The sequence below is a fragment of the Alcaligenes sp. SJTW-7 genome, assembly GCF_047716895.1.
Lineage (GTDB): Bacteria > Pseudomonadota > Gammaproteobacteria > Burkholderiales > Burkholderiaceae_B > Alcaligenes > Alcaligenes ammonioxydans.
Genome location: NZ_CP136682.1, coordinates 2,051,434 through 2,071,100, shown reverse-complemented (window position 1 = coordinate 2,071,100; position 19,667 = coordinate 2,051,434). Strand labels below are relative to the sequence as shown.

At 57.1% G+C, this 19,667-nt stretch carries 18 protein-coding genes; 15 read left to right on the top strand and 3 right to left on the bottom strand.

Going from position 1 to position 19,667, the window contains the following annotated elements:
• Positions 1-5 precede the first annotated feature (5 nt).
• The 9 genes from rseP to RSQ48_RS09245 all read left to right on the top strand — a co-directional run bounded on the left by rseP (position 6) and on the right by RSQ48_RS09245 (position 9,390).
• Positions 6-1,328, top strand: coding sequence for an RIP metalloprotease RseP (rseP, locus tag RSQ48_RS09285; RefSeq protein WP_415301717.1), 1,323 nt, complete (start codon positions 6-8; stop codon positions 1,326-1,328).
• 52 nt (positions 1,329-1,380) lie between these two features.
• A complete protein-coding gene (gene bamA, locus RSQ48_RS09280) occupies positions 1,381-3,723 on the top strand; it encodes an outer membrane protein assembly factor BamA (protein WP_003799752.1) in 2,343 nt (780 codons plus the stop codon).
• A gap of 61 nt (positions 3,724-3,784) precedes the next feature.
• On the top strand, positions 3,785-4,339 hold the full coding sequence (locus RSQ48_RS09275) for an OmpH family outer membrane protein (RefSeq protein WP_003799754.1): 555 nt from the start codon (positions 3,785-3,787) through the stop codon (positions 4,337-4,339).
• A gap of 6 nt (positions 4,340-4,345) precedes the next feature.
• Positions 4,346-5,476 (top strand): UDP-3-O-(3-hydroxymyristoyl)glucosamine N-acyltransferase, encoded by a 1,131-nt coding sequence (gene lpxD, locus RSQ48_RS09270; RefSeq protein WP_003799756.1) that lies wholly within the window; start codon positions 4,346-4,348, stop codon positions 5,474-5,476.
• A gap of 12 nt (positions 5,477-5,488) precedes the next feature.
• The gene (gene fabZ, locus RSQ48_RS09265) at positions 5,489-5,944 is read left to right on the top strand and encodes a 3-hydroxyacyl-ACP dehydratase FabZ (protein WP_003799758.1); all 456 of its coding nucleotides are present in this window, start codon (positions 5,489-5,491) and stop codon (positions 5,942-5,944) included.
• Between the two features lie 3 nt (positions 5,945-5,947).
• Entirely contained in the window at positions 5,948-6,736 is a 789-nt protein-coding gene (lpxA, locus tag RSQ48_RS09260) for an acyl-ACP--UDP-N-acetylglucosamine O-acyltransferase (protein WP_003799760.1), read from the top strand.
• 77 nt (positions 6,737-6,813) lie between these two features.
• Positions 6,814-7,995 carry a lipid-A-disaccharide synthase gene (gene lpxB, locus RSQ48_RS09255; RefSeq protein WP_039942943.1) on the top strand — a complete coding sequence of 394 codons (1,182 nt, stop codon included), beginning with the start codon at positions 6,814-6,816 and terminating at the stop codon, positions 7,993-7,995.
• Positions 7,992-8,597, top strand: coding sequence for a ribonuclease HII (rnhB, locus tag RSQ48_RS09250; protein ID WP_003799764.1), 606 nt, complete (start codon positions 7,992-7,994; stop codon positions 8,595-8,597). The genes lpxB and rnhB overlap by 4 nt, the downstream gene beginning before the upstream one ends.
• 10 nt (positions 8,598-8,607) lie before the next feature.
• Complete coding sequence (locus tag RSQ48_RS09245) at positions 8,608-9,390, top strand: TrmH family RNA methyltransferase (RefSeq protein WP_003799767.1); 783 nt, start codon at positions 8,608-8,610, stop codon at positions 9,388-9,390.
• Between the two features lie 390 nt (positions 9,391-9,780).
• On the opposite strand, the gene RSQ48_RS09240 is transcribed toward RSQ48_RS09245, so the two are convergent.
• On the bottom strand, positions 9,781-10,614 hold the full coding sequence (locus RSQ48_RS09240; RefSeq protein ID WP_003799769.1) for a pyruvate, water dikinase regulatory protein: 834 nt from the start codon (positions 10,612-10,614) through the stop codon (positions 9,781-9,783).
• A gap of 169 nt (positions 10,615-10,783) precedes the next feature.
• Here RSQ48_RS09240 and ppsA point away from each other — a divergent pair, with 169 nt between their 5' ends.
• Positions 10,784-13,150, top strand: a complete 2,367-nt coding sequence (ppsA, locus tag RSQ48_RS09235) for a phosphoenolpyruvate synthase (RefSeq protein ID WP_003799770.1) — start codon at positions 10,784-10,786, stop codon at positions 13,148-13,150.
• Positions 13,151-13,586: 436 nt separating this feature from the next.
• Here ppsA and RSQ48_RS09230 read toward each other — a convergent pair whose 3' ends face one another.
• On the bottom strand, positions 13,587-14,228 hold the full coding sequence (locus tag RSQ48_RS09230; RefSeq protein WP_237714392.1) for a TetR/AcrR family transcriptional regulator: 642 nt from the start codon (positions 14,226-14,228) through the stop codon (positions 13,587-13,589).
• A 342-nt stretch (positions 14,229-14,570) separates the two neighbouring features.
• Between RSQ48_RS09230 and RSQ48_RS09225 the strand changes: the two genes are divergently transcribed.
• Complete coding sequence (locus tag RSQ48_RS09225) at positions 14,571-15,881, top strand: NAD(P)/FAD-dependent oxidoreductase (protein WP_059317600.1); 1,311 nt, start codon at positions 14,571-14,573, stop codon at positions 15,879-15,881.
• Between the two features lie 32 nt (positions 15,882-15,913).
• Here RSQ48_RS09225 and smpB read toward each other — a convergent pair whose 3' ends face one another.
• Positions 15,914-16,378 (bottom strand): SsrA-binding protein SmpB, encoded by a 465-nt coding sequence (gene smpB, locus RSQ48_RS09220; protein WP_003799781.1) that lies wholly within the window; start codon positions 16,376-16,378, stop codon positions 15,914-15,916.
• A gap of 59 nt (positions 16,379-16,437) precedes the next feature.
• Here smpB and RSQ48_RS09215 point away from each other — a divergent pair, with 59 nt between their 5' ends.
• The 4 genes from RSQ48_RS09215 (at position 16,438) to RSQ48_RS09200 (ending at position 19,640) form a co-directional block, all read left to right on the top strand.
• Positions 16,438-16,872, top strand: a complete 435-nt coding sequence (locus tag RSQ48_RS09215) for a type II toxin-antitoxin system RatA family toxin (protein WP_003799783.1) — start codon at positions 16,438-16,440, stop codon at positions 16,870-16,872.
• Entirely contained in the window at positions 16,865-17,218 is a 354-nt protein-coding gene (locus RSQ48_RS09210) for an RnfH family protein (RefSeq protein WP_003799785.1), read from the top strand. The genes RSQ48_RS09215 and RSQ48_RS09210 overlap by 8 nt, the downstream gene beginning before the upstream one ends.
• A gap of 149 nt (positions 17,219-17,367) precedes the next feature.
• Positions 17,368-18,516: an acyl-CoA dehydrogenase family protein gene (locus tag RSQ48_RS09205; protein ID WP_003799787.1), complete on the top strand. Its 1,149-nt coding sequence runs from the start codon at positions 17,368-17,370 to the stop codon at positions 18,514-18,516.
• Positions 18,513-19,640, top strand: coding sequence for an enoyl-CoA hydratase/isomerase family protein (locus RSQ48_RS09200; RefSeq protein WP_003799788.1), 1,128 nt, complete (start codon positions 18,513-18,515; stop codon positions 19,638-19,640). Before RSQ48_RS09205 ends, RSQ48_RS09200 begins: the two co-directional genes overlap by 4 nt.
• Positions 19,641-19,667 lie beyond the last annotated feature (27 nt).

The following is a 19,667-nucleotide window of genomic DNA, read 5'->3' as shown; positions in this document are numbered from 1 at the left end:
TTAACATGCTCTTCACCGTTCTGGCTTTCCTGGTGGCCCTGGGCGTGCTGGTGACCTTTCACGAGCTGGGTCATTACTGGGTGGCTCGTCGTTGTGGAGTCCGTGTCGAGCGCTTTTCTATTGGTTTTGGCAAGGTGTTGTACCGTCGTTTCGACAGGAACGGCACTGAATGGGCCGTATCGGCGCTGCCCTTAGGTGGCTATGTGGCCATGCAGAACGATCCACCTGCTCACGCGACGCAGGCGCAGATCAACGAATCCTTCAATAACAAACCCTTGCGTCAGCGGGCCGCCATTGTGCTGGCCGGTCCCCTGGCGAACCTGATCCTGGCCGTGGTGATCTACGCCGTGGTCGGTTTGTTGGGCACCCAAGAGCCCATTGCGCAAATCGGCCCCGTGCCTGCAGGGACGCCTGCTGCACAGGCCGGCTTTCAGGCGGGAGACCGTTTGGTGTCGGTCGATGGCAAGCCTGTTGATTCCTGGTTGCAGGCGCGTTGGGCACTCATGGATGCCTTGTCTTCCGGCGGCGAGCTGGAAGTGGGGGTGAAAGACCAACTGGGGCGGGAACAAAATCGTTACCTGACTTTGCCGGCCGGCGAGATTTTGCCGGATGGACAGGACCTGATGGCCCAGGCAGGCCTGGTTCTGCGTCCGGCTCGTTCGATTGTGCAGGAAGTGTTCAAGGAAAGTGCGGCCGAGCAGGGCGGGCTGAAAGAAGGGGATGTCATCGTCCGCCTGGGTGATCTGGCCGAGCCCGGCATCACCCCGTTTGTCCAAAAAGTGCAACAATCGGCCGGCCAGACCCTGGAACTGGATGTACTGCGTGCGGGTGAGCTTGAGCGTTTGCTGGTCACGCCCGCGAGCGATTCGCAAGGGCTGGGACGCATTGGTGCGCAGGTGACGGCAGACATGCCCATGACACTGGTACGTTATGGCCCTATCGAGAGCGTGGAGCGCGGATTTACCCGTACGGCTCAGACATTCTGGTTCTCTTTGAAGATGATTGGGCGCATGATTACCGGGGAAGTCTCTGTACGGAATGTCAGCGGGCCGGTTACTATTGCCGATTATGCGGGTCAGACCGCCAGAATAGGCTTGATCGCCTACCTGAATTTCCTGGCGCTGATCAGTATTAGCATTGGTTTACTGAATTTATTGCCCGTACCTATGCTGGATGGTGGGCATCTACTGTACTATGCCATCGAAGCCGTACGCGGCAAGCCCGCTTCGGAGCGCATGATGCTGCTGGGTCAGCGCCTGGGTTTGGCCTTGTTGGCCGTACTGATGAGTATTGCTTTTTTTAATGACATCACCCGCCTTTTCAGTTGAGAGCGGGTGGCATACAATTTCCAACCATTTGACCGACCAAGGATTGTCCAGGATGTCGTTTAGCCGGAAACCTACTTTTGCGTTGCGTGTTCTGCCCGTATTGGTGGCAAGTTTGCTTGCTCCCGCCTTGGCGAATGCATTTGCACCGTTTGTCGTGCGCGATATTCAAGTCAACGGTATCCAGCGGGTCGATCCCGGCGCCGTGTTCGCGTCTTTGCCTGTCAAGGTTGGTGAGTCCTTCTCGGAAGAGCAGGCCGCAGATGCCATTCAGCGTCTGTACGCCACAGGCTTTTTTAGTGATGTGCAAATTGACACGGGCACCAATGTGCTGATCGTCAATGTCAAAGAGCGCCCAACCATCGCCTCCATATCTTTTAACGGCATGCGCGAGTTCGATGCCAAGAATATTACCAACTCCCTGGCTCAGGTAGGCTTTGGAGAAGGGCGGGTTTTTGACCGTTCCATGCTGGAACGAGCCGAGTTTGAGCTGAAACAGCAGTACTTGTCCAAGGGCAAGTACGGGGTGGAAATTACCCCTATCATCACGCCGTTGCCGCGTAACCGTGTCGGCGTCAGCTTTGACATCTTTGAAGGCGGTCTGGCCAAGATCAAGGAAATTCGCATTGTCGGTACCGAGGCGTTCTCGCAAAGCGATTTGCTCGACCAGATGGAGCTGACCACCTCGGGCATGATGACCTGGTACACGGGCACCGACAAGTATTCCCGCGAGAAGCTGGAAGGTGACATGGAACGCATCCGTTCCTACTACCTGAATCGAGGCTTTCTGGAGTATTCCGCCGAGCCGCCTCAGGTGTCGATTTCGCCCGATCGCAAAGACATTTACATCACCCTGACGATTCATGAAGGCAAGCCGTACACGCTGAGCAGCGTGAAGCTGGCCGGTGACTTGCTGGGTCTGGATGATCAGATTCAACCACTGGTTCAGCAAAAAGAGGGGGAGGTGTTCTCCTCGGAGAAAACCAGCGGTACGGTGAAAGCCATTACCGAATACCTGGGTGGCCTGGGCTATGCGTTCGCCAACGCCAACCCCAATCCGGTCCTGGATCGCGAAAATCATACGGCTGACCTGACCTTCTATGTTGATCCGGGCCGTCGCGTGTATGTGCGCCGTATCGAGGTGGGCGGCAACGTCCGCACGCGTGACGAGGTCGTGCGCCGTGAGATGCGTCAGCAGGAGGCTGCCTGGTACGATTCGGACGCCATCAAGTTCTCCCGTGATCGCGTGGATCGTCTGGGCTACTTCAATGAAGTGGATGTTAATACCAAGCCTGTGCCCGGTTCGCCGGATCAGGTGGACGTCCAGGTGGACGTCAAGGAAAAACCCACGGGTCTGGTCAACCTGGGTGTCGGGTATGGCTCCACCGATAAGCTGATGCTCTCGGCCGGGATCAGCCAGGACAATATTTTCGGTAGTGGCAATAGCTTGTCCTTGCAGGTCAATACCAGCAAGGTGAACCGCACAGCGGTAATCAGCCATACCAATCCGTATTGGACAACAGACGGCATCAGCAAAACGACCTCGATTTACTATCGGCGTACTACGCCCTACCAGTCCAATGACGGCTGGGGCGACTACCAGAACACCGCCATCGGTGCCGGTTTGAACTTTGGTGTGCCCATCTCGGAATACGACCGTATTTTCATGGGCGTCAATTTCGAGCAGAACAAACTATCGCGTCTGAGCCCTCAGTACACTCCGCTTGCCTACCAGGATTATGTGCAGGAGTATGGTGAGCGTACCAACACCTTCATTTTCAATCTGGGTTGGTCCAAAGATACCCGTGACAGCGCGATTGCTCCCAAGAAGGGAAGCCTGACCAGCTTGTCGGCCGATATGGGTACGCTGGATTTGCGCTACTACATGCTGCGCGCCAGCCATCAGCACTACATTCCATTGGGTCGCGCATACACGCTTGCCTTGAATGGAGCGATTGACTATGGTCGCAGCATTGGCAGCAAGACTTTCCCGGTTATCAAGAACGTTTACGCCGGTGGTATCGGTTCGGTACGTGGTTACGAGGGTGCGTCCCTGGGCCCACGAGACACCCTGACCGGTGACTATCTGGGTGGTTCGCGCCGTATGGTGGCCAATGCTCAGCTGTACCTGCCGTTCCCAGGCGCATCACGTGACCGCACCTTGCGTTGGTTCGTTTTTGCCGATGCTGGCAAGGTCGACAACACGAGCGGTGGTTGTGCAATGGGTCGCCCTGATCGTCGATCTGAAGATCCCTGCGGCTGGAAGTACGCCGCCGGTCTGGGCTTGTCGTGGGAATCCCCGCTGGGTCCTTTGCAACTGTCCTACGGTCGCGCCTTGCGCGCCAAGGAAGGCGACGATAAACAAGCCTTCCAGTTCCAGATTGGTACCGCTTTCTGATGTTCGTGTTTAGTGGCACAATTGCACTATTCTGCAGCCTAATTTGCAAGGTAGATTTTTCATGAAGTCAAACATCGCATTAAAACTTACAAACATCGCCCGCAGCTTGTCGCGTGGCAATAAAGCGCTCGTTCTGGCTGCCGCGCTGGGTGTTGGCGCCATGACCGCTGCACCTGTTGTTCAGGCACAGACAAAAATCGGTTTTGTCAGCACAGAGCGCATTTTGCGCGACTCCAAGCCAGCCAAAGCGGCCCAGACCAAGATCGAGGCAGAATTCAAGCGCCGTGACGAAGAGCTGGAGCGCATGGCCAACAACCTGCGTTCGCAAGCTCAGAAATTCGACAAGGACGCTCCTGTGCTGTCCGAGTCTGATCGCGTCAAGCGTCAGCGCCAGCTGGCTGATCTGGATTCCGACCTGCAGCGCAAACGCCGCGAGTTCCAGGAAGACTTCAATCGTCGCCGCAACGAAGAATTCTCGGCCATTGTTGAGCAGGCTGATGCCGCCATCAAACGTATTGCTGACTCCCAGGGCTACGACCTGATCATTCAGGACGCCGTAACGGTTAGCCCACGTGTGGACATCACCGAGGAAGTTCTGAAAGCATTGGGCGGTTGATGCACTATGCCGGTATTGCTGAACGTTGATCAGGCTGTACAGCTGTCTGAACTTATAGACGCCATCAACAAGACCGGACTGGATTGCAAGCTGCCAGAAGGCGTGAAAGAGCCTATGCCCCGGATTCGGGGCCTAGGCTCTTTGCTTTCTGCGGGCCCGGAAGAAATCAGCTTTCTATCCAATCCCAAGATGCAGGATCTGCTGCAGCAGACTGCCGCCGCGGTGGTGATTTTGACGCCGCAAGTCTACGAAGGTCTGGACGTTGAGCCCTCCTTTATCCCGGTTCTGTGCTCTCAGCCGTATTTGATGTATGCGCTGCTCGCACAGCGTTTTGATCAAGTGCGGATGGCTCAGTTGCCCACGGGTATTCACCCCAGCGCTGTGATTGATCCCAGTGCTGCATTGGGCGATGGTGTGTCGATCGGTCCATTTTGTGTGGTGGAGGCAGGCGTCAAGATCGGACGGGGCACCCGCTTGGGTGCGCATTGCGTGATCGGCGCAGGCTCTACCTTGGGGCAGGACTGTTTGCTGCATGCGCGCGTGACCCTGTATCACGAGGTGCATATTGGTGATCGCGCCATTTTGCACTCGGGTGTGGTGCTTGGTGCAGACGGCTTTGGTTTTGCTCCGGACCCCGTCAAGGGTCAGGGCGCCTGGGCCAAGATTGCGCAGATCGGTCACGTGCGTATTGGTGACGATGTTGAAATCGGAGCCAACACCACGGTGGACCGAGGAGCGTTGGACGATACGGTGCTGGCCAATGGGGTCAAGCTGGACAATCAGATCATGATCGGACACAACGTGCAGGTCGGTGAACATACGGCCATGGCGGCCTGTGTGGGGGTGGCCGGCTCAACCCGGATCGGGGCGCGGTGCACGATTGCCGGGGCGGCCATGCTGTCCGGGCATCTGGTCTTGGGTGATGATGTGCACATCTCGGGCGGTACCGCCGTTACTTCCAGCATCAGCCAGCCCGGACGTTACACCGGAGTTTATCCCTTTGCGGGGCATCAGGACTGGCAGAAAAATGCTGCCGTGCTGGGGCAATTGAGCGGTTTGCGCCGTCGCCTGCGTTCCTTGGAACGGCAGCAGGCGGATGGAGCAAATGAATCATCTGAACATATCAATAAAAATTAAGCAGGACAGGACATGGAACTCGACATTCGACAAATTATGGATCGCCTTCCTCATCGTTACCCGATGTTGCTGGTGGATCGCGTTTTGGAACTGGTGCCTGGCAAGAGCATCGTCGCCATCAAGAACGTGTCGATGAATGAACCCTTTTTTACTGGCCACTTTCCGCACATGCCGGTTATGCCTGGGGTCTTGATCATTGAAGCCATGGCCCAGGCCGCCGCCTTGTTCTCGTTTACTGATCCTGAAGATCCGTACGCGAAAGTGGACAACAAGCTGGCTTACTATCTGGTCGGCGTGGATGGTGCGCGTTTTCGCAAACCCGTGATGCCGGGCGATCAACTGCGCCTGGAAGTGACGGCTGACCGCATCAGCCGCGCGTTGTGCAAGTACACGGGTCGCGCATTGGTGGACGGCCAAGTGGTCGCCGAAGCCAAAATCATGTGTGCTATCCGACAATTGGAAGAATAGTTTATGCGTATTCATGAAACGGCCATTATCGAAGCGGGCGCTCAGCTTGCCGATGATGTCGAGGTCGGGCCCTACAGCATCATTGGGCCCAATGTCACGATAGGGGCGGGCACCAAAGTAGGCCCGCACTGCGTGATAGATGGCGTGACCACGATCGGTCGCAACAACCATTTCTACCGTTTCTGCTCCATCGGGGGCATGCCGCAGGACAAGAAGTACGCCGGGGAACCCACTCGTCTGGAAATCGGCGATGGCAATATGGTTCGTGAATACGTCACCATTAACACCGGCACGGTGCAGGATGTGGGAGTGACCCGTGTTGGCAACGACAACTGGATCATGGCCTACACCCATATTGCGCACGATTGCCAGATCGGCAGTCATACGATTATTGCCAATAGTGTTCAGTTGGGCGGCCATGTGCATATTGGCGACTGGGCCATTCTGGGCGGCTTGACCGCCGTGCATCAGTTCGGTCGCATCGGTGCGCACAGCATGATTGGTGGCACCAGCTCGGTCCGTCAGGACATTCCTCCTTACGTGATCGGTGCAGGTGATCCATTCCGTCCAGTCGGTGTCAATAGCGAAGGCCTGGGTCGTCGTCACTTTTCTGCCGACGCTATTTCGGCGGTCAAGGAAAGCTACAAGCTGCTGTACCGTCGTAAATTGACCGTCGAGCAGGCCGTTGAGCAGATGCAGGCCTTGCAGCAGGCGCAGCCCGACTGCCGGGCAGCGGTTCAGGTCATGATCGATTTTCTGAACGATTCCAGTCGGGGTATTTGCCGACCATGAGCAGCGCCTCCAGCCCAGTAGCGGCACGTTCAGGCGGGTCGGGGCAGACAGGGGTCAAGCAGGATTTGCGCATTGGGATGGTGGCGGGTGAGCCCTCTGGCGATTTGCTGGCGGCTCGTATCATTCAAGGCTTGCGCCAAGGCCATCCCGACTTGCGGGTAGAGGGCATAGGCGGACCCGAAATGGCGGCGCAGCAATTTCATCAGTTTTATCCCATGGATGCCTTGACGGTATTCGGTTATGTCGAGGCGCTGAAACGCATTCCCGGGCTGGTTTCTACCTACCTGGGCATGCGCAATCAGTGGTTGCGGCAACGCCCTGATGTGTTTGTAGGCATCGATGCCCCCGACTTCAACTTGCGTCTGGAACATCGTCTGCGTCAGGCCGGGGTTCCAACGGTGCATTTTGTGGGGCCCTCCATCTGGGCCTGGCGCTATGAGCGCATCCATAAAATCCGCGAAGCCGTGTCTCACATGTTGGTGCTGTTTCCTTTCGAGACCGAGATCTACGAGAAGGAAGGCATTCCCGTGACCTATGTGGGTCACCCCCTGGCGGCGAATATTCCCTTGCAGCCGGACAAGGCCGACGCGCGTCGGCGGCTGGGCTTGCCCGAGACAGGGCGTATATTGGGCGTCTTGCCTGGCAGCCGGTCTTCCGAGGTCAAGATGCTGTCACCCCGTTTTTTGCAGGCGGTGCAGATCTTGCAGGACCAGGAGCCGGATTTGATGATTCTGGTGCCCATGGTCAATCCTAAGCGCCGTCAGGAATTTGAGGAAGCACTGGCCCAACACCCCGTCCGTAACTTGCACATTATTGATGCCAATACAGCCGGTATTCGTCAGCCTGATTCGGAAGGCGTGGTTCGTCCACCCGCCTGGACGGTGATGGAAGCCAGTGACGCTGTGCTGGTGGCCAGTGGTACTGCCAGTCTGGAAACCGCCTTGTACAAGCGGCCTATGGTTATTTCATATGTGCTCAGCCCCATGATGGAGCGCATCATACGGTGGAAGTCTGGTCAGGACCGGCCTTATGTGCCTTGGGTGGGTTTGCCTAATGTGCTGGCTCGGGATTTTGTCGTACCAGAACTGCTGCAAGAAGACGCCGAGCCCAGGAAGCTGGCGCAAGAGTGCTGGAAAGCCTTGAGCGATCAGAGCTATGTGGCACATATCGAGCAAGTCTTTACCGAAATGCATTTGATCTTGCGTCGGGACACACCCGCGTTGGCGGCCGAGGTCATTGTGAATATGGCGCGTGCATGAAGCAGCTGGATTTATTAGTCAGTAATGCCTCGACGGGTTTGGTGGCGGGGCTGGATGAGGCAGGACGTGGCCCTCTGGCAGGTCCCGTCTTTGCCGCTGCCGTGATTCTGGACCCGAGCAATCCCATTGAAGGCCTGAATGATTCCAAGAAGCTGACCGCCAAACGGCGTGAAGCCTTGGCGGTGTTGATCAAGGAAAGGGCGTTGGCCTGGGAAATTGCCAGCGCTAGTGTGGCGGAAATTGACGACATCAATATCTTGCACGCGGCCATGTTGGCGATGCAGCGAGCCTGCAATGGCCTGAGTGTCAAACCCGAACAGGCCTTGGTGGACGGCAATCGCATTCCCACTGGCCTGTGTTGCCCGGCAGAAGCCATCATCAAAGGTGACGCCAGCCATGCTGCCATTGCGGCTGCATCAATTTTGGCGAAAACAGCGCGGGATGCAGTCTGTCTGGAATTGCACCGAGACTATCCCGAATACGGTTTTGACCAGCACAAAGGCTATGGGACGGCCTTTCATCTGCAACGTTTGTCCCAGCACGGGCCGTGTCCCGAGCATCGTCGAAGTTTCGCGCCGGTACGCGCATCTCTAGTTAGGTAAGTTGAAGAAAATGAGGCTGATTGAATCCAAAGATAATGCGCTTTTCAAACGAGTGCAGCGCCTGGCTCACGACAAACGCGAGCTGGATGGGGGCGATCAGCTGATTTGGTTGGAAGGCATCCATCTCTGCCAGATGTGGCTGGAGCGCCGTGGCTTGCCGGAACTGGCGGTGTTTGAAATGGATCGCCATTCGGACGAGCTGTTGGAACTGGCTCGTTTTTTACCGGGTCATCTCAGTGTGACGTTCAATGCCACGCTGATGAATGCGGTGTCCCAGGTAGGCCAGGGGCAAGGCGTGGGCTTTATTGTGCGTGTGCCGCGCGGGCAGGCGTGGACAGCGCCTGCTGGAAGTGCAGTCTTGCTCGATCAGGTGCAGGACCCCGGCAATGTGGGCACCGTACTGCGAACCGCCGTGGCGGTGGGCATGGAGGCGGTCTACTTGACGCCGGGCTGCGCCAGTGTCTGGTCCCAGAAGGTGCTGCGTAGCGCACAAGGCGCGCATTTTTCTATTCAGATTCATGAGCAGGTCGAGGGCCTGGAACTGCTTGAGAAAGCCGGCTTGCCGGTTTTGGTGACCTCTCTGGGGCCTGACACTCAAGACCTGTATGAATCTGCCTTGCCTGCACACGCAATATGGGTGTTTGGCAACGAGGGGCAGGGCGTCAGTCCTGCTTTGCTGGTCAAAGCCAGCCAGCGTTTGTTCATCCCCCAGGCGCCCGGGGTGGAGTCCCTGAATGTGGCCATTGCCACGGCGCTGTGTTTGTACGAACAGCGTCGCCAGCATAGAAAGTAATAGCGCTGCTGTGGGTGGGTGGCAGCGGCATGCTCCTTGCGTGGCCTGGGCAAGACGTGGGTTGAATTTGTCGTGGCACGGGTCGGACAGACAGCCTTGAAATTCCCCTCTCCACGACCTTGACGATGTCGCGTGCGGCGTGTCTTGAGGGGCTAAACAAGCGGTGATGACTCTGCCGTCCAGCGTGATGGGCATGCTCGCGCCTGAGAGCCGGGGCGAAGGCTGATCAGGGGGGGGTACATTCTGCCGTACATACGGCTGGTGCTGCGGGATAAGTGGGCCGGAGAAGGATTAAATAAAAAAAGCCCGAGTTCGGTGAAACACCGACTCAGGCCTTACGCTCATTGCCGCTCCGCTTTGTTGCACTGCGGGCAAACACTGGCGTCGACTTCAGTAAGAACGGCGGTCCAAACCGACATCATCCAGAATCTTGGTGGAGATTTCCTCAATCGATTTGGTCGTGGTCGACAACCAGGGGATGCCTTCCATGCGCATCAGGCGTTCTGCCTCGGCGACTTCCATGCGGCACTGCTCAATCGAGGCGTACTTGCTGTCGGGACGACGTTCATTGCGCACTTCGGACAGGCGGTCCGGATGAATGGATAAACCAAAGATCTTTTTTCGGTAGGGGGCCAGGGTGGCTGGCAGGGTGCCGCGCTGAAAGTCTTCCGGAATCAGCGGGTAATTGGCGGCCTTGACAGCGTACTGCATGGCCAAGTACAAGCTGGTCGGGGTTTTGCCGCAGCGTGACACGCCCACCAGAATCACATCGGCTTGTTCCAGGCCATTCACATACTGGCCATCGTCGTGGGCCAGGCTGAAGTTGATGGCTTCAATGCGGCTGTTATAGCGCTTGGACATGCCGCCCGAGTGCGAACGGCCTACGGAACGGCTGGATTTCACGCCCAGGGCACGCTCAATGTGTCGTACAAAGGCACCAAACAAATCCAGGAAAGTGCAGTTGGCCGCGCCAATGATGTGGGCCATCTTGGGGTCGACCAAGGTGCTGAACACCAGGGGCTGCTGACCCTGGTCCTGGGCACACTGATTGATGCGGTCTGCGACAGACTGGGCTTTCTCGATGGTGTCGATGAAGGGAATCCGGACGGCCTGAAATTCGAATTGAGCGAATTGCGACAGGACGGAGTTGCTGAAAGTTTCGGCGGTAATGCCCGTGCTGTCGGAAACGACAAAGACGGTACGCTCAATAGGAGAAGAAGACATGGAATAAGTCGTGCACAAAGCTCGGGAAACGGTACAATTTGCAAGATTACCATTTACCGCTCGAATCGGGGTATGGAAAGGCAGGTTTGCTTAAGACAGATTGCACAGACACCGCTGTGACGGTCCCTGTCTTAAGCAAACACGCTTTTTTTTCTATTCAAGGTGACTTATGTCTTACGTAATTGGTTTCGACAAGCTCCGCATGACGGACGTCGACACAGTAGGCGGTAAAAACGCCTCGCTGGGTGAAATGATCAGCCAACTGGCCGATGCCGGTGTGCGCGTGCCAGGTGGTTTTGCCACCACAGCCGAAGCATTCCGCGTTTTCCTGAAAAACAACGATCTGGACAAGCGCATTCAGCAGCGTCTGGACGCTTTGGATGCCGACGACGTTCGTGAACTGGCTGCTGCCGGTGCCGAAATCCGTCAGTGGATCATCGACACGCCGTTCCCGGCCGAGTTTGAAAAAGCCGTACGTGAGGCGTTTGCCGAGCTGGACGCTGACGGCAAGGGTTCCTTTGCCGTGCGTTCGTCCGCCACCGCCGAAGACTTGCCTGATGCTTCCTTTGCCGGTCAGCAGGAAACCTACCTGAACGTGGTGGGCATCGACGAGGTGCTGAGCAAGATTCACCACGTGTTTGCTTCCCTGTACAACGACCGCGCTATTTCTTACCGCGTCCACAAGGGCTACGCCCACGCTGAAGTGGCTCTGTCTGCGGGTATTCAGCGTATGGTGCGCTCGGACAAGGGCAGCGCTGGTGTGATGTTCACCCTGGACACGGAATCGGGCTTCAAGGACGTCGTCTTTTTGACTTCCTCCTACGGTCTGGGCGAAACCGTGGTTCAAGGTTCGGTCAATCCGGACGAGTTCTACGTGTACAAGCCAACCCTGGCTTCCGGTCACTACCCCATCATCAGCCGTCGTATCGGCTCCAAGCTGATCAAGATGGAATTTGACGAAAGTCGTACCACCGATCACGCTGTGCGTACCGTGGACGTACCTGTGTCCGAGCGCAATCGTTACTCCCTGAGCGACGAAGAAGTGATCGAACTGGCCCGTTACGCCACCATCATTGAAAAACACTACCAGCGTCCTATGGACATTGAGTGGGGCCGTGATGGCATCGATGGCAAGATCTACATCCTGCAAGCCCGTCCCGAGACTGTGAAGTCCCAGCAAGGCAGCAACGATGTGCAAGAGCGTTACCGCCTGAAAGCCACGGGCGAGGTGCTGGTCACTGGCCGCGCCATTGGCCAGAAGATCGGCTCGGGTAAAGTCCGCATCGTGGCTGACGCCTCCGAGATGGATCTGGTCAAACCCGGCGACGTGCTGGTGACTGACATGACGGACCCCAACTGGGAACCCATCATGAAGCTGGCGTCGGCTATTGTCACCAACCGTGGCGGCCGTACCTGCCACGCTGCGATTATTGCTCGCGAACTGGGCATCCCCGCCGTGGTCGGTTGCAACAACGCCACCGACGTGCTGAAAGAAGGTCAGGAAGTGACGGTGTCGTGTGCGGAAGGCGACGAAGGCCGTATTTACGACGGTCTGCTGGAAACCGAGATCGAAGAAGTCAGCTGGGGCCAGATGCCCGAGATCGGTCTGAAAATCATGATGAACGTGGGTAACCCACAACTGGCTTTCGATTTCTCGCAAATCCCCAACGATGGTGTGGGTCTGGCTCGTCTGGAATTCATCATCAACAACAACATCGCCATTCACCCCAAGGCGGTTCTGGACTACCCGAATGTGGATAGCGACCTGAAAAAGGCGGTGGAATCGGCTGCTCGTGGCTACGCCAGCCCACGTGCTTTCTTCGTGGAGAAACTGGCTGAAGGTATCGCGACCCTGGCCGCTTCCTTCTACCCCAAGCCCGTCATTGTGCGTTTGTCGGACTTCAAGTCCAACGAATACCGCAAGCTGGTGGGTGGTTCGCGCTACGAGCCCGAGGAAGAGAATCCCATGCTGGGCTTCCGCGGTGTGGCTCGCTACCTGTCCGAAGACTTCGCAGAATGCTTCAAGATGGAATGCGAAGCCCTGAAGAAAGTGCGTGACGAAATGGGTCTGACCAACGTCGAGATCATGGTGCCATTTGTGCGTACCCTGGGTCAGGCAGAGCGTGTGGTTGATCTGCTGGCTTCCCACGGTCTGGCTCGTGGCGAAAACGGCCTGCGCCTGATCATGATGTGCGAAGTACCTTCCAACGCCATTTTGGCCGACAAGTTCCTGCAATACTTTGACGGATTCTCCATCGGTTCCAACGATATGACTCAGTTGACTTTGGGTCTGGATCGCGACTCCGGTATGGAACTGCTGGCTGCCGACTTCGACGAGCGCGACGAGGCGGTGAAGTTCATGCTGAGCCGTGCCATCAAGGCATGTCTGGCCCAGAACAAATACGTTGGTATTTGCGGCCAAGGCCCCAGCGACCATCCTGATCTGGCCAAGTGGCTGAGCGAAGAGGGCATTATTTCGCTGTCGCTGAACCCTGACACGGTTGTGGACACCTGGCAGCGTCTGGCCAAGGCTTAAGTCCTGATTCCTGCCAGCGTCTGCCTGGCAGGGTGCTGGCGGAAGCCAGTGGCTAAGCGCCACAACAACACCTCGGTGTGCAATAGGCAGGCCGGGGTGTTGTTGCATCTGGGGGCAGGGTTATCTTGCTGGCGGTTCAATCCCTGTGAGTGACTTTGCTTTTGCCTTAGCCGCTCCTTCGATATTGCGAAACGTCTCTGTAGGCCGCTACGGTTTTTCAACGCACCGTTCGCGAACACGGACACGGTCAGGCCTAGGAGGGGCAGTTCCTTATCGATCGGACAGGGTAGAGGGAAGGAGGGGTGTAAGCCCCTTTGCTAGGCTGCCTTCGCGCAGAGGGCGGGCTCGGTGTGTGGGGTGCGTGTGCCGGGTTGGCGGCGCAAAGACGCTGCGGGCGGCGCAGCGTAGTCGGGTAGGTTTCCAGGAAGCCAGTGTCTTAACTGGCTGGGTCAAGCTGATAAACGTGTAGGAACATATCCAGAATGTGTTCGGTTTCGTTTTGAATGCGTTCTTCGCTCCAGGGCTCCATGGCTCCCATGAGCAGCAGCACAATCTCGCTTTCACTCAGGCAGCGAAAGTGTTCCACCATTAAGGTCGGGTCCAGCTTGCGCAGGGTGCCGCGCTCGATGTGGCGGGCAAAAAAACGCTTCACACCATCCCAGATCTGGTCGTCCAGCATGTCCATGAAGCGCTTGCCAATATCGCTATGGCCACCTACCGAAACTACAATACGTAGCAGTTGAGCCGTTTGCTTCGAGTACAGGTTGCTCAACATGGGAAGCAGGAAACGCCGCAACTCCTCGCGAATATCACCTTCATAGTCCAGCTTGGTCAGGACCTGCTCGGTAAATCTCTGGGCTCCCGTCAGCAGGACAGCCAGCAAGAGGTCTTCTTTGGAGGGGAAGTAATTGTAGAGCGTGCCCTTGGAACCGCCTGCCAATGCGGCGATTTGGGACATGGACGTAGCCTCAAAACCATTCTCACGAAAAACCTCGGAAGCGACTTCCAGGATTTTGTCGCGGCGTTCGCGCCCCTTTCGAGTCGCACGTTGGGATTTTCGGGGAACATCGTCATGCATAGTGGCAGGCAGAAAGGAAGTGAACAGGACAAAGTCAGCATCATACCGTATCAATGGCTGTTGTGCTGCTGCCCTATTTCGATCGTTAAGGGAAGGCAAGACTAACGTCCCGATTTTACGCCATGCACCACGCAAAGACGTATTTCTTTGCGTCAGTCTTTGATCTGCTCCCCGTTCAGGCCTCTAAAAACAGCACGGGTCCTTGGCGGTCCACAAGCTCGTCTGGCTGAGTGACCCAGATCGTGTTTGCGTATCGCTATAGTCCTTATCTGTTTTGATTTAAAGTATAAGGCGACGGTTCTGATACTCTCTTTGCTTGAGGTAAGTCCCAAGGAGTTTTGGATGTCTACTACGCAGCCGTATCAAGTGGTAATCGTTGGGGGTGGGGCAGGTGGGCTGGAGCTGGCCGCCAAGCTGGGGCGTCAGTTCGGGCGCCAGCATATCTTTTTGGTCGATAAAGACAGCGACCATATCTGGAAGCCGTCCTTGCATGAGGTTGCTGCGGGCACCTTGGATATTCATCGCGAGGGCCTGTCGTATTTCATGCTGGCGCGCGATTGTGGCTTTACCTTTATTCAAGGTGAGATGACCGGCATAGACCGTGCCCGACGCACGATCACGCTGGCCCCGGTTCTGGGGCCCGATCATGACGAGGTCTTTCCCGAGCGCACCCTGAGCTACGGCACCTTGGTGATGGCTGTGGGTAGCAAATCGAATTTTTTCAATACGCCGGGCACCCATGAGCATGCGCTGGCGCTGGACTCGACACATCAGGCCGAGCGTTTTCGTTTGAAGTTGCTCAATGAACTGATCAGTGTGACCCGTCGCGCGCAGCGAGAACCGGGGGCGCCACTCTATATCAATATTGTGGGGGGCGGGGCAACCGGGGTGGAACTGGCCGCTGAGCTGCTCGAGGCTCGTGCGGATTTGAGTATTTACAGTATTCCAGGCAGCAGTTCTGACCGCGAGGTGTGCATTACCCTGTTGGAAGGTGCCGATCGTATTCTTTCAGCCTTGCCGCCCAAACTGTCTGCCACCGCGCAAAGTTTGCTGGCGCAGCGTGGCGTGGCCGTGCGTACCTCGGTCAGGGTCAGCCGAGTGGCCGCTGATTACATTGAGGACGCGCAAGGGGGGCAATATCCCAATGATCTCTGCGTCTGGGCGGCTGGAATTGAAGCCCCCGCCTTTTTGGCGCAGTTGGGTCTGCCCGTTAACCGAATCAATCAACTGGTGCTCGATGCCTGCCTGGCCACGCCGGACCCTTACATCTGGGCCTTGGGAGACTGCGCACAGGTGCCATGGGACAAAGAGGGTCAGTTTTTGCCTGCCCGTGCCCAGGTCGCTCACCAGCAGGCCAGCTATTTGCGCAAGCGGCTGGCGGCGCGCATTCAGGGCAGACCGGTCGATGAAGCGCCCTTTGTTTACAAGGATTATGGTTCGCTGGTGTCGGTGGGCCACAGTCGCGGTGTCGGCAGCCTGATGGGGGTGCTGTCCGGCAAAAGCTGGTTTGTGGAAGGGCTGCTGGCGCGCATCATGTACATGAGCCTGCACCTGATGCATTACATGGCGATTTTGGGGTTTGCACGTACCGCAACCCTGGCTTTGGGCCGCTTGCTCAGCAAACGGGCCGCCCCTCGTGTTAAATTACATTGAGATTTAGAACAAAACGGGCTTTTCAGCCCGTTTTATTCATTTGTCTTACGGCGGGTGTCGTGTTTCATCAAGCGTTCTTGTTCGCGCTTCCAGTCTTTGTCGCGGGAGACATCACGTTTATCGTGCAGTTTTTTACCGCGCCCCAGACCGAAGTCCAGCTTGATACGACCTTTTTTGTAGTGGAGGTTCAGGGGAACCAGGGCGTAACCGCGCTGCTCAACCTTGCCGATCAGTTTACTGATCTCCTCGGCTTTGAGCAGCAGTTTACGGGTACGAGTCGCGTCGGGCCGGATATGGGTTGAGGCGGTGGGCAAGGCACTGACGTGCATGCCCAAAATAAACAACTCGCCCTCGCGCACGATGACATAGCTTTCTTTGAGCTGGACATGCCCAGCCCGGATCGCCTTGACCTCCCAGCCTTCCAGGACCAGACCGGCCTCAAAGCGCTCTTCGATAAAGTATTCGTGGGTAGCCTTGCGATTATCAACAATACTCATGAATTAATTGCCAACCATAGATTGTAAAATCAGAACATTCTATCTATTAACCAGACCTGATGCATACAGTAAAACGCTCCGTCCTTCTTCCTTATAGCTGCGAACAGATGTTTGACCTGGTTGCAGAGGTGGAAAAATACCCTGAGTTCATGCCTTGGTGTGGTGGTGCCAGTGTCAGCCAGCGCGACGAAAAGGGGATGGAAGCCTCAGTCACCATCAGCATCGCGGGTATTCGCCAGACCTTCACCACCCGTAACGAGCACGACTATCCTAACCGCATTGTGCTGCGCCTGGTTAAAGGGCCGTTTTCTGCCCTGACGGGGGACTGGCAGTTTACGCCCTTGGGGGAAGACGGGTGCAAGATCGTGTTCACCATGGAGTACGAGTTTTCCAGTCGCGCCCTGGAGATGGTGGTCGGTCCCATTTTCAACCGTGTTGCCAACAGTTTCATCGACTCCTTCACCCGTCGCGCACAAGAGGTGTACGGTGACTGAATTATCCGTTAGCGTTGTGGTGGCAACCCAGGCCCAGGTCTGGAAAGCCGCCTTGCGCTTGCCGGCTGGCAGTTGTGTGCGTGACGCTTTGCTACAGGCCGGTATTGCGCAAGGATTGCGTGAATGTGGCTTGCCGCCCCTGGATGAGGCGTCGAGCCTGGAGGGCTTGAAGGTCGGCGTCTATGGCCAGCGCTGTCAGCTCGATCAGGTGTTGCGTGATCAGGATCGCGTTGAGATCTACCGTGAACTGGTCTTTGACCCCATGGACTCCCGCCGCCGCCGCTATGCGCACAAGCTGGCGGCTCGCGCTGCTGCCCGACCCCGCCGCAAGCCCGTCCGCGCCTAGTTCTTCTGCGCCTGCGCGTCAGGCCGCTACTTTCGGCTAGACTGTCGCCTCCTGCCTTGCACTGCCCCCTATGAAACGGCTGATTGTCATCAGCACGACAACTAAAGGGGGCAGCTCGCATTATGGTGGGTAAAAATAAGGAGACGGACATGATACTGACAGACGATCAGAACGCGTTTGCGCAAGCGGCTCGCGAGTTTGCGCAAGGTGAGCTGGCACCCCATGCGGCGCATTGGGACGAGGAACAGATTTTCCCGATCGAGGCCTTCCGTAAAGCGGGTGAATTGGGTTTTTGCGGCTTGTATGCTCCGGAGTCCATCGGCGGCCTGGGGCTGGGGCGTCTGGAGTCCAGCCTGGTGTTTGAGGAAATGGCGGCGGTTGATCCCTCGACCACGGCATTTCTGACGATCCACAATATGGTGACCTGGATGGTTGGCACCTGGGGCACGGATGAGGTCAAGTCCCAATGGGGCGAACTGCTCAGCAGCGGACAGAAACTGGGCTCGTATTGCTTGACAGAGCCTGGTTCGGGTTCGGATGCGGCGTCGCTGCGTACCCGTGCCGAGCGTGACGGCAATGACTATCTGATCAGTGGCAGCAAGGCCTTTATTTCCGGAGCGGGCGATACCGATGTGCTGGTGGTGATGGCCCGTACCGGAGGCGACGGTCCCAAAGGCATTTCGGCTTTTGTGGTTCCTGCGGATGCGGCGGGTATTACCTATGGTCGCAAAGAACTGAAAATGGGCTGGAACAGTCAGTCCACGCGCGGCATTACCTTTGAGCGCGTGCGCGTTCCTGCCTCGGCCCTGCTGGGCCAGGAAGGCGAGGGCTTTAAACTGGCCATGAAGGGCCTGGACGGTGGGCGCATCAATATCGCCTGCTGCTCGGTAGGCGCCGCCCAAGGCGCTTATGATGCGGCCCGTCAGTACATGCAGGAGCGCCGCCAGTTCGGCAAGCCGCTGGATCAGTTTCAGGCGCTGCAGTTCAAATTGTCCGATATCCTGACCAGCGTTGTGGCTGCCCGCCAAATGGTGCGGCTGGCGGCCTCTCATCTGGACGCCGGTAGCAGCCAGGCCAGTACCTACTGCGCCATGGCCAAACGTATGGCCACCGATCTGGGTTTTCAGGCCTGCGTGGATGCGCAACAGCTGTTTGGCGGTTATGGTTACCTGAAGGATTATCCTGTCGAGCGTCTGGTGCGCGATACGCGGGTGCACCAGATACTGGAAGGCACCAACGAGATCATGCGTGTCATCATTGCACGACAAATCATTGATCTTGGAGCTGATATTCGATGACGGATTCTGTTTTGTTTGATCGCCTGCCCGGCCAGAACGGGAAGGCGATCGGTGTTGCTACGCTGAACCGCCCGCAAGCCCTGAATGGACTTAATCTGGAAATGTGCCAGCTGCTGTTCAAGCAGTTTCAGAAATGGGCGCAGGACGCCAGTATTGCCATGATCGTCTTGCGCGGTGCCGGAGAAAAGGCGCTGTGCGCAGGGGGCGATCTGCATTCGCTGTACGCCTCGATGCAAAAGAACCAGGGGGGCTCGGCCTGGAATAATGAGTACGCCCGCGAATTTTTTGATGTGGAGTACCGCCTGGACTATCTGATCCATACCTTCCCCAAGCCGATTTTGTGCTGGGGTGACGGTATCGTGATGGGTGGGGGCGTGGGCCTGTTCAATGGCGCCAGCCATCGTGTGGTGACAGATACCACGCGTTTTGCCATGCCCGAGATCTCCATTGGTCTGTTCCCGGATGTGGGCGGTACCTGGATGCTGTCGCATCTGCCTGCGGGGATCGGCCATTTCCTGGCCCTGAGCGGCGCGCAAATCAACGCCTCGGACTGCTTGTTCCTGGGCTTGGCGGATGCGTACTTGCCACGAGCGCATTTCGACGCCTTGCTCAAGGCCCTGCAAGCCACGGATTGGTCTGATGAACGCGCTGCTCGTGACAGCAGCCTGCATCAGGTCCTGCGCACTCTGGCAGAGGGCGCTCGCCCCGATAGCGGCCCGCTGGAGCAAAATTACGCCATGCTGCGTGATGTCTGCGCCAGCCGTGAATTTGAACGCATGACACAGGCTCTGCAGCAGTGGCAGGATAGTGCCGACCCCTGGCTGTCGCGTGCTGCACAAACCTTCGCCAAAGGGGCTCCTGGTTCGGCTCGCTTGTCCTTTGAGCTACTGGAGCGCGTGCACCACCTGTCCTTGGCCGATGTTTTCCGTCTGGAATACATCGTCTCGCTGCAGTGTGGCGTGCAAGGCGATTTCCAGGAAGGCATACGCGCACTGCTGATTGACAAGGACAAACAGCCACGCTGGAATCCGGCGTCGCTGGAGCAGGCCGATGCCCGCTGGGTGGAACGCTTTTTTGTTCCGGCGTGGCCTGCAGACAGGACTCATCCCTTGGCTGACCTGTAATTCAGGCAGACCGCTGCGGCGCCTGAC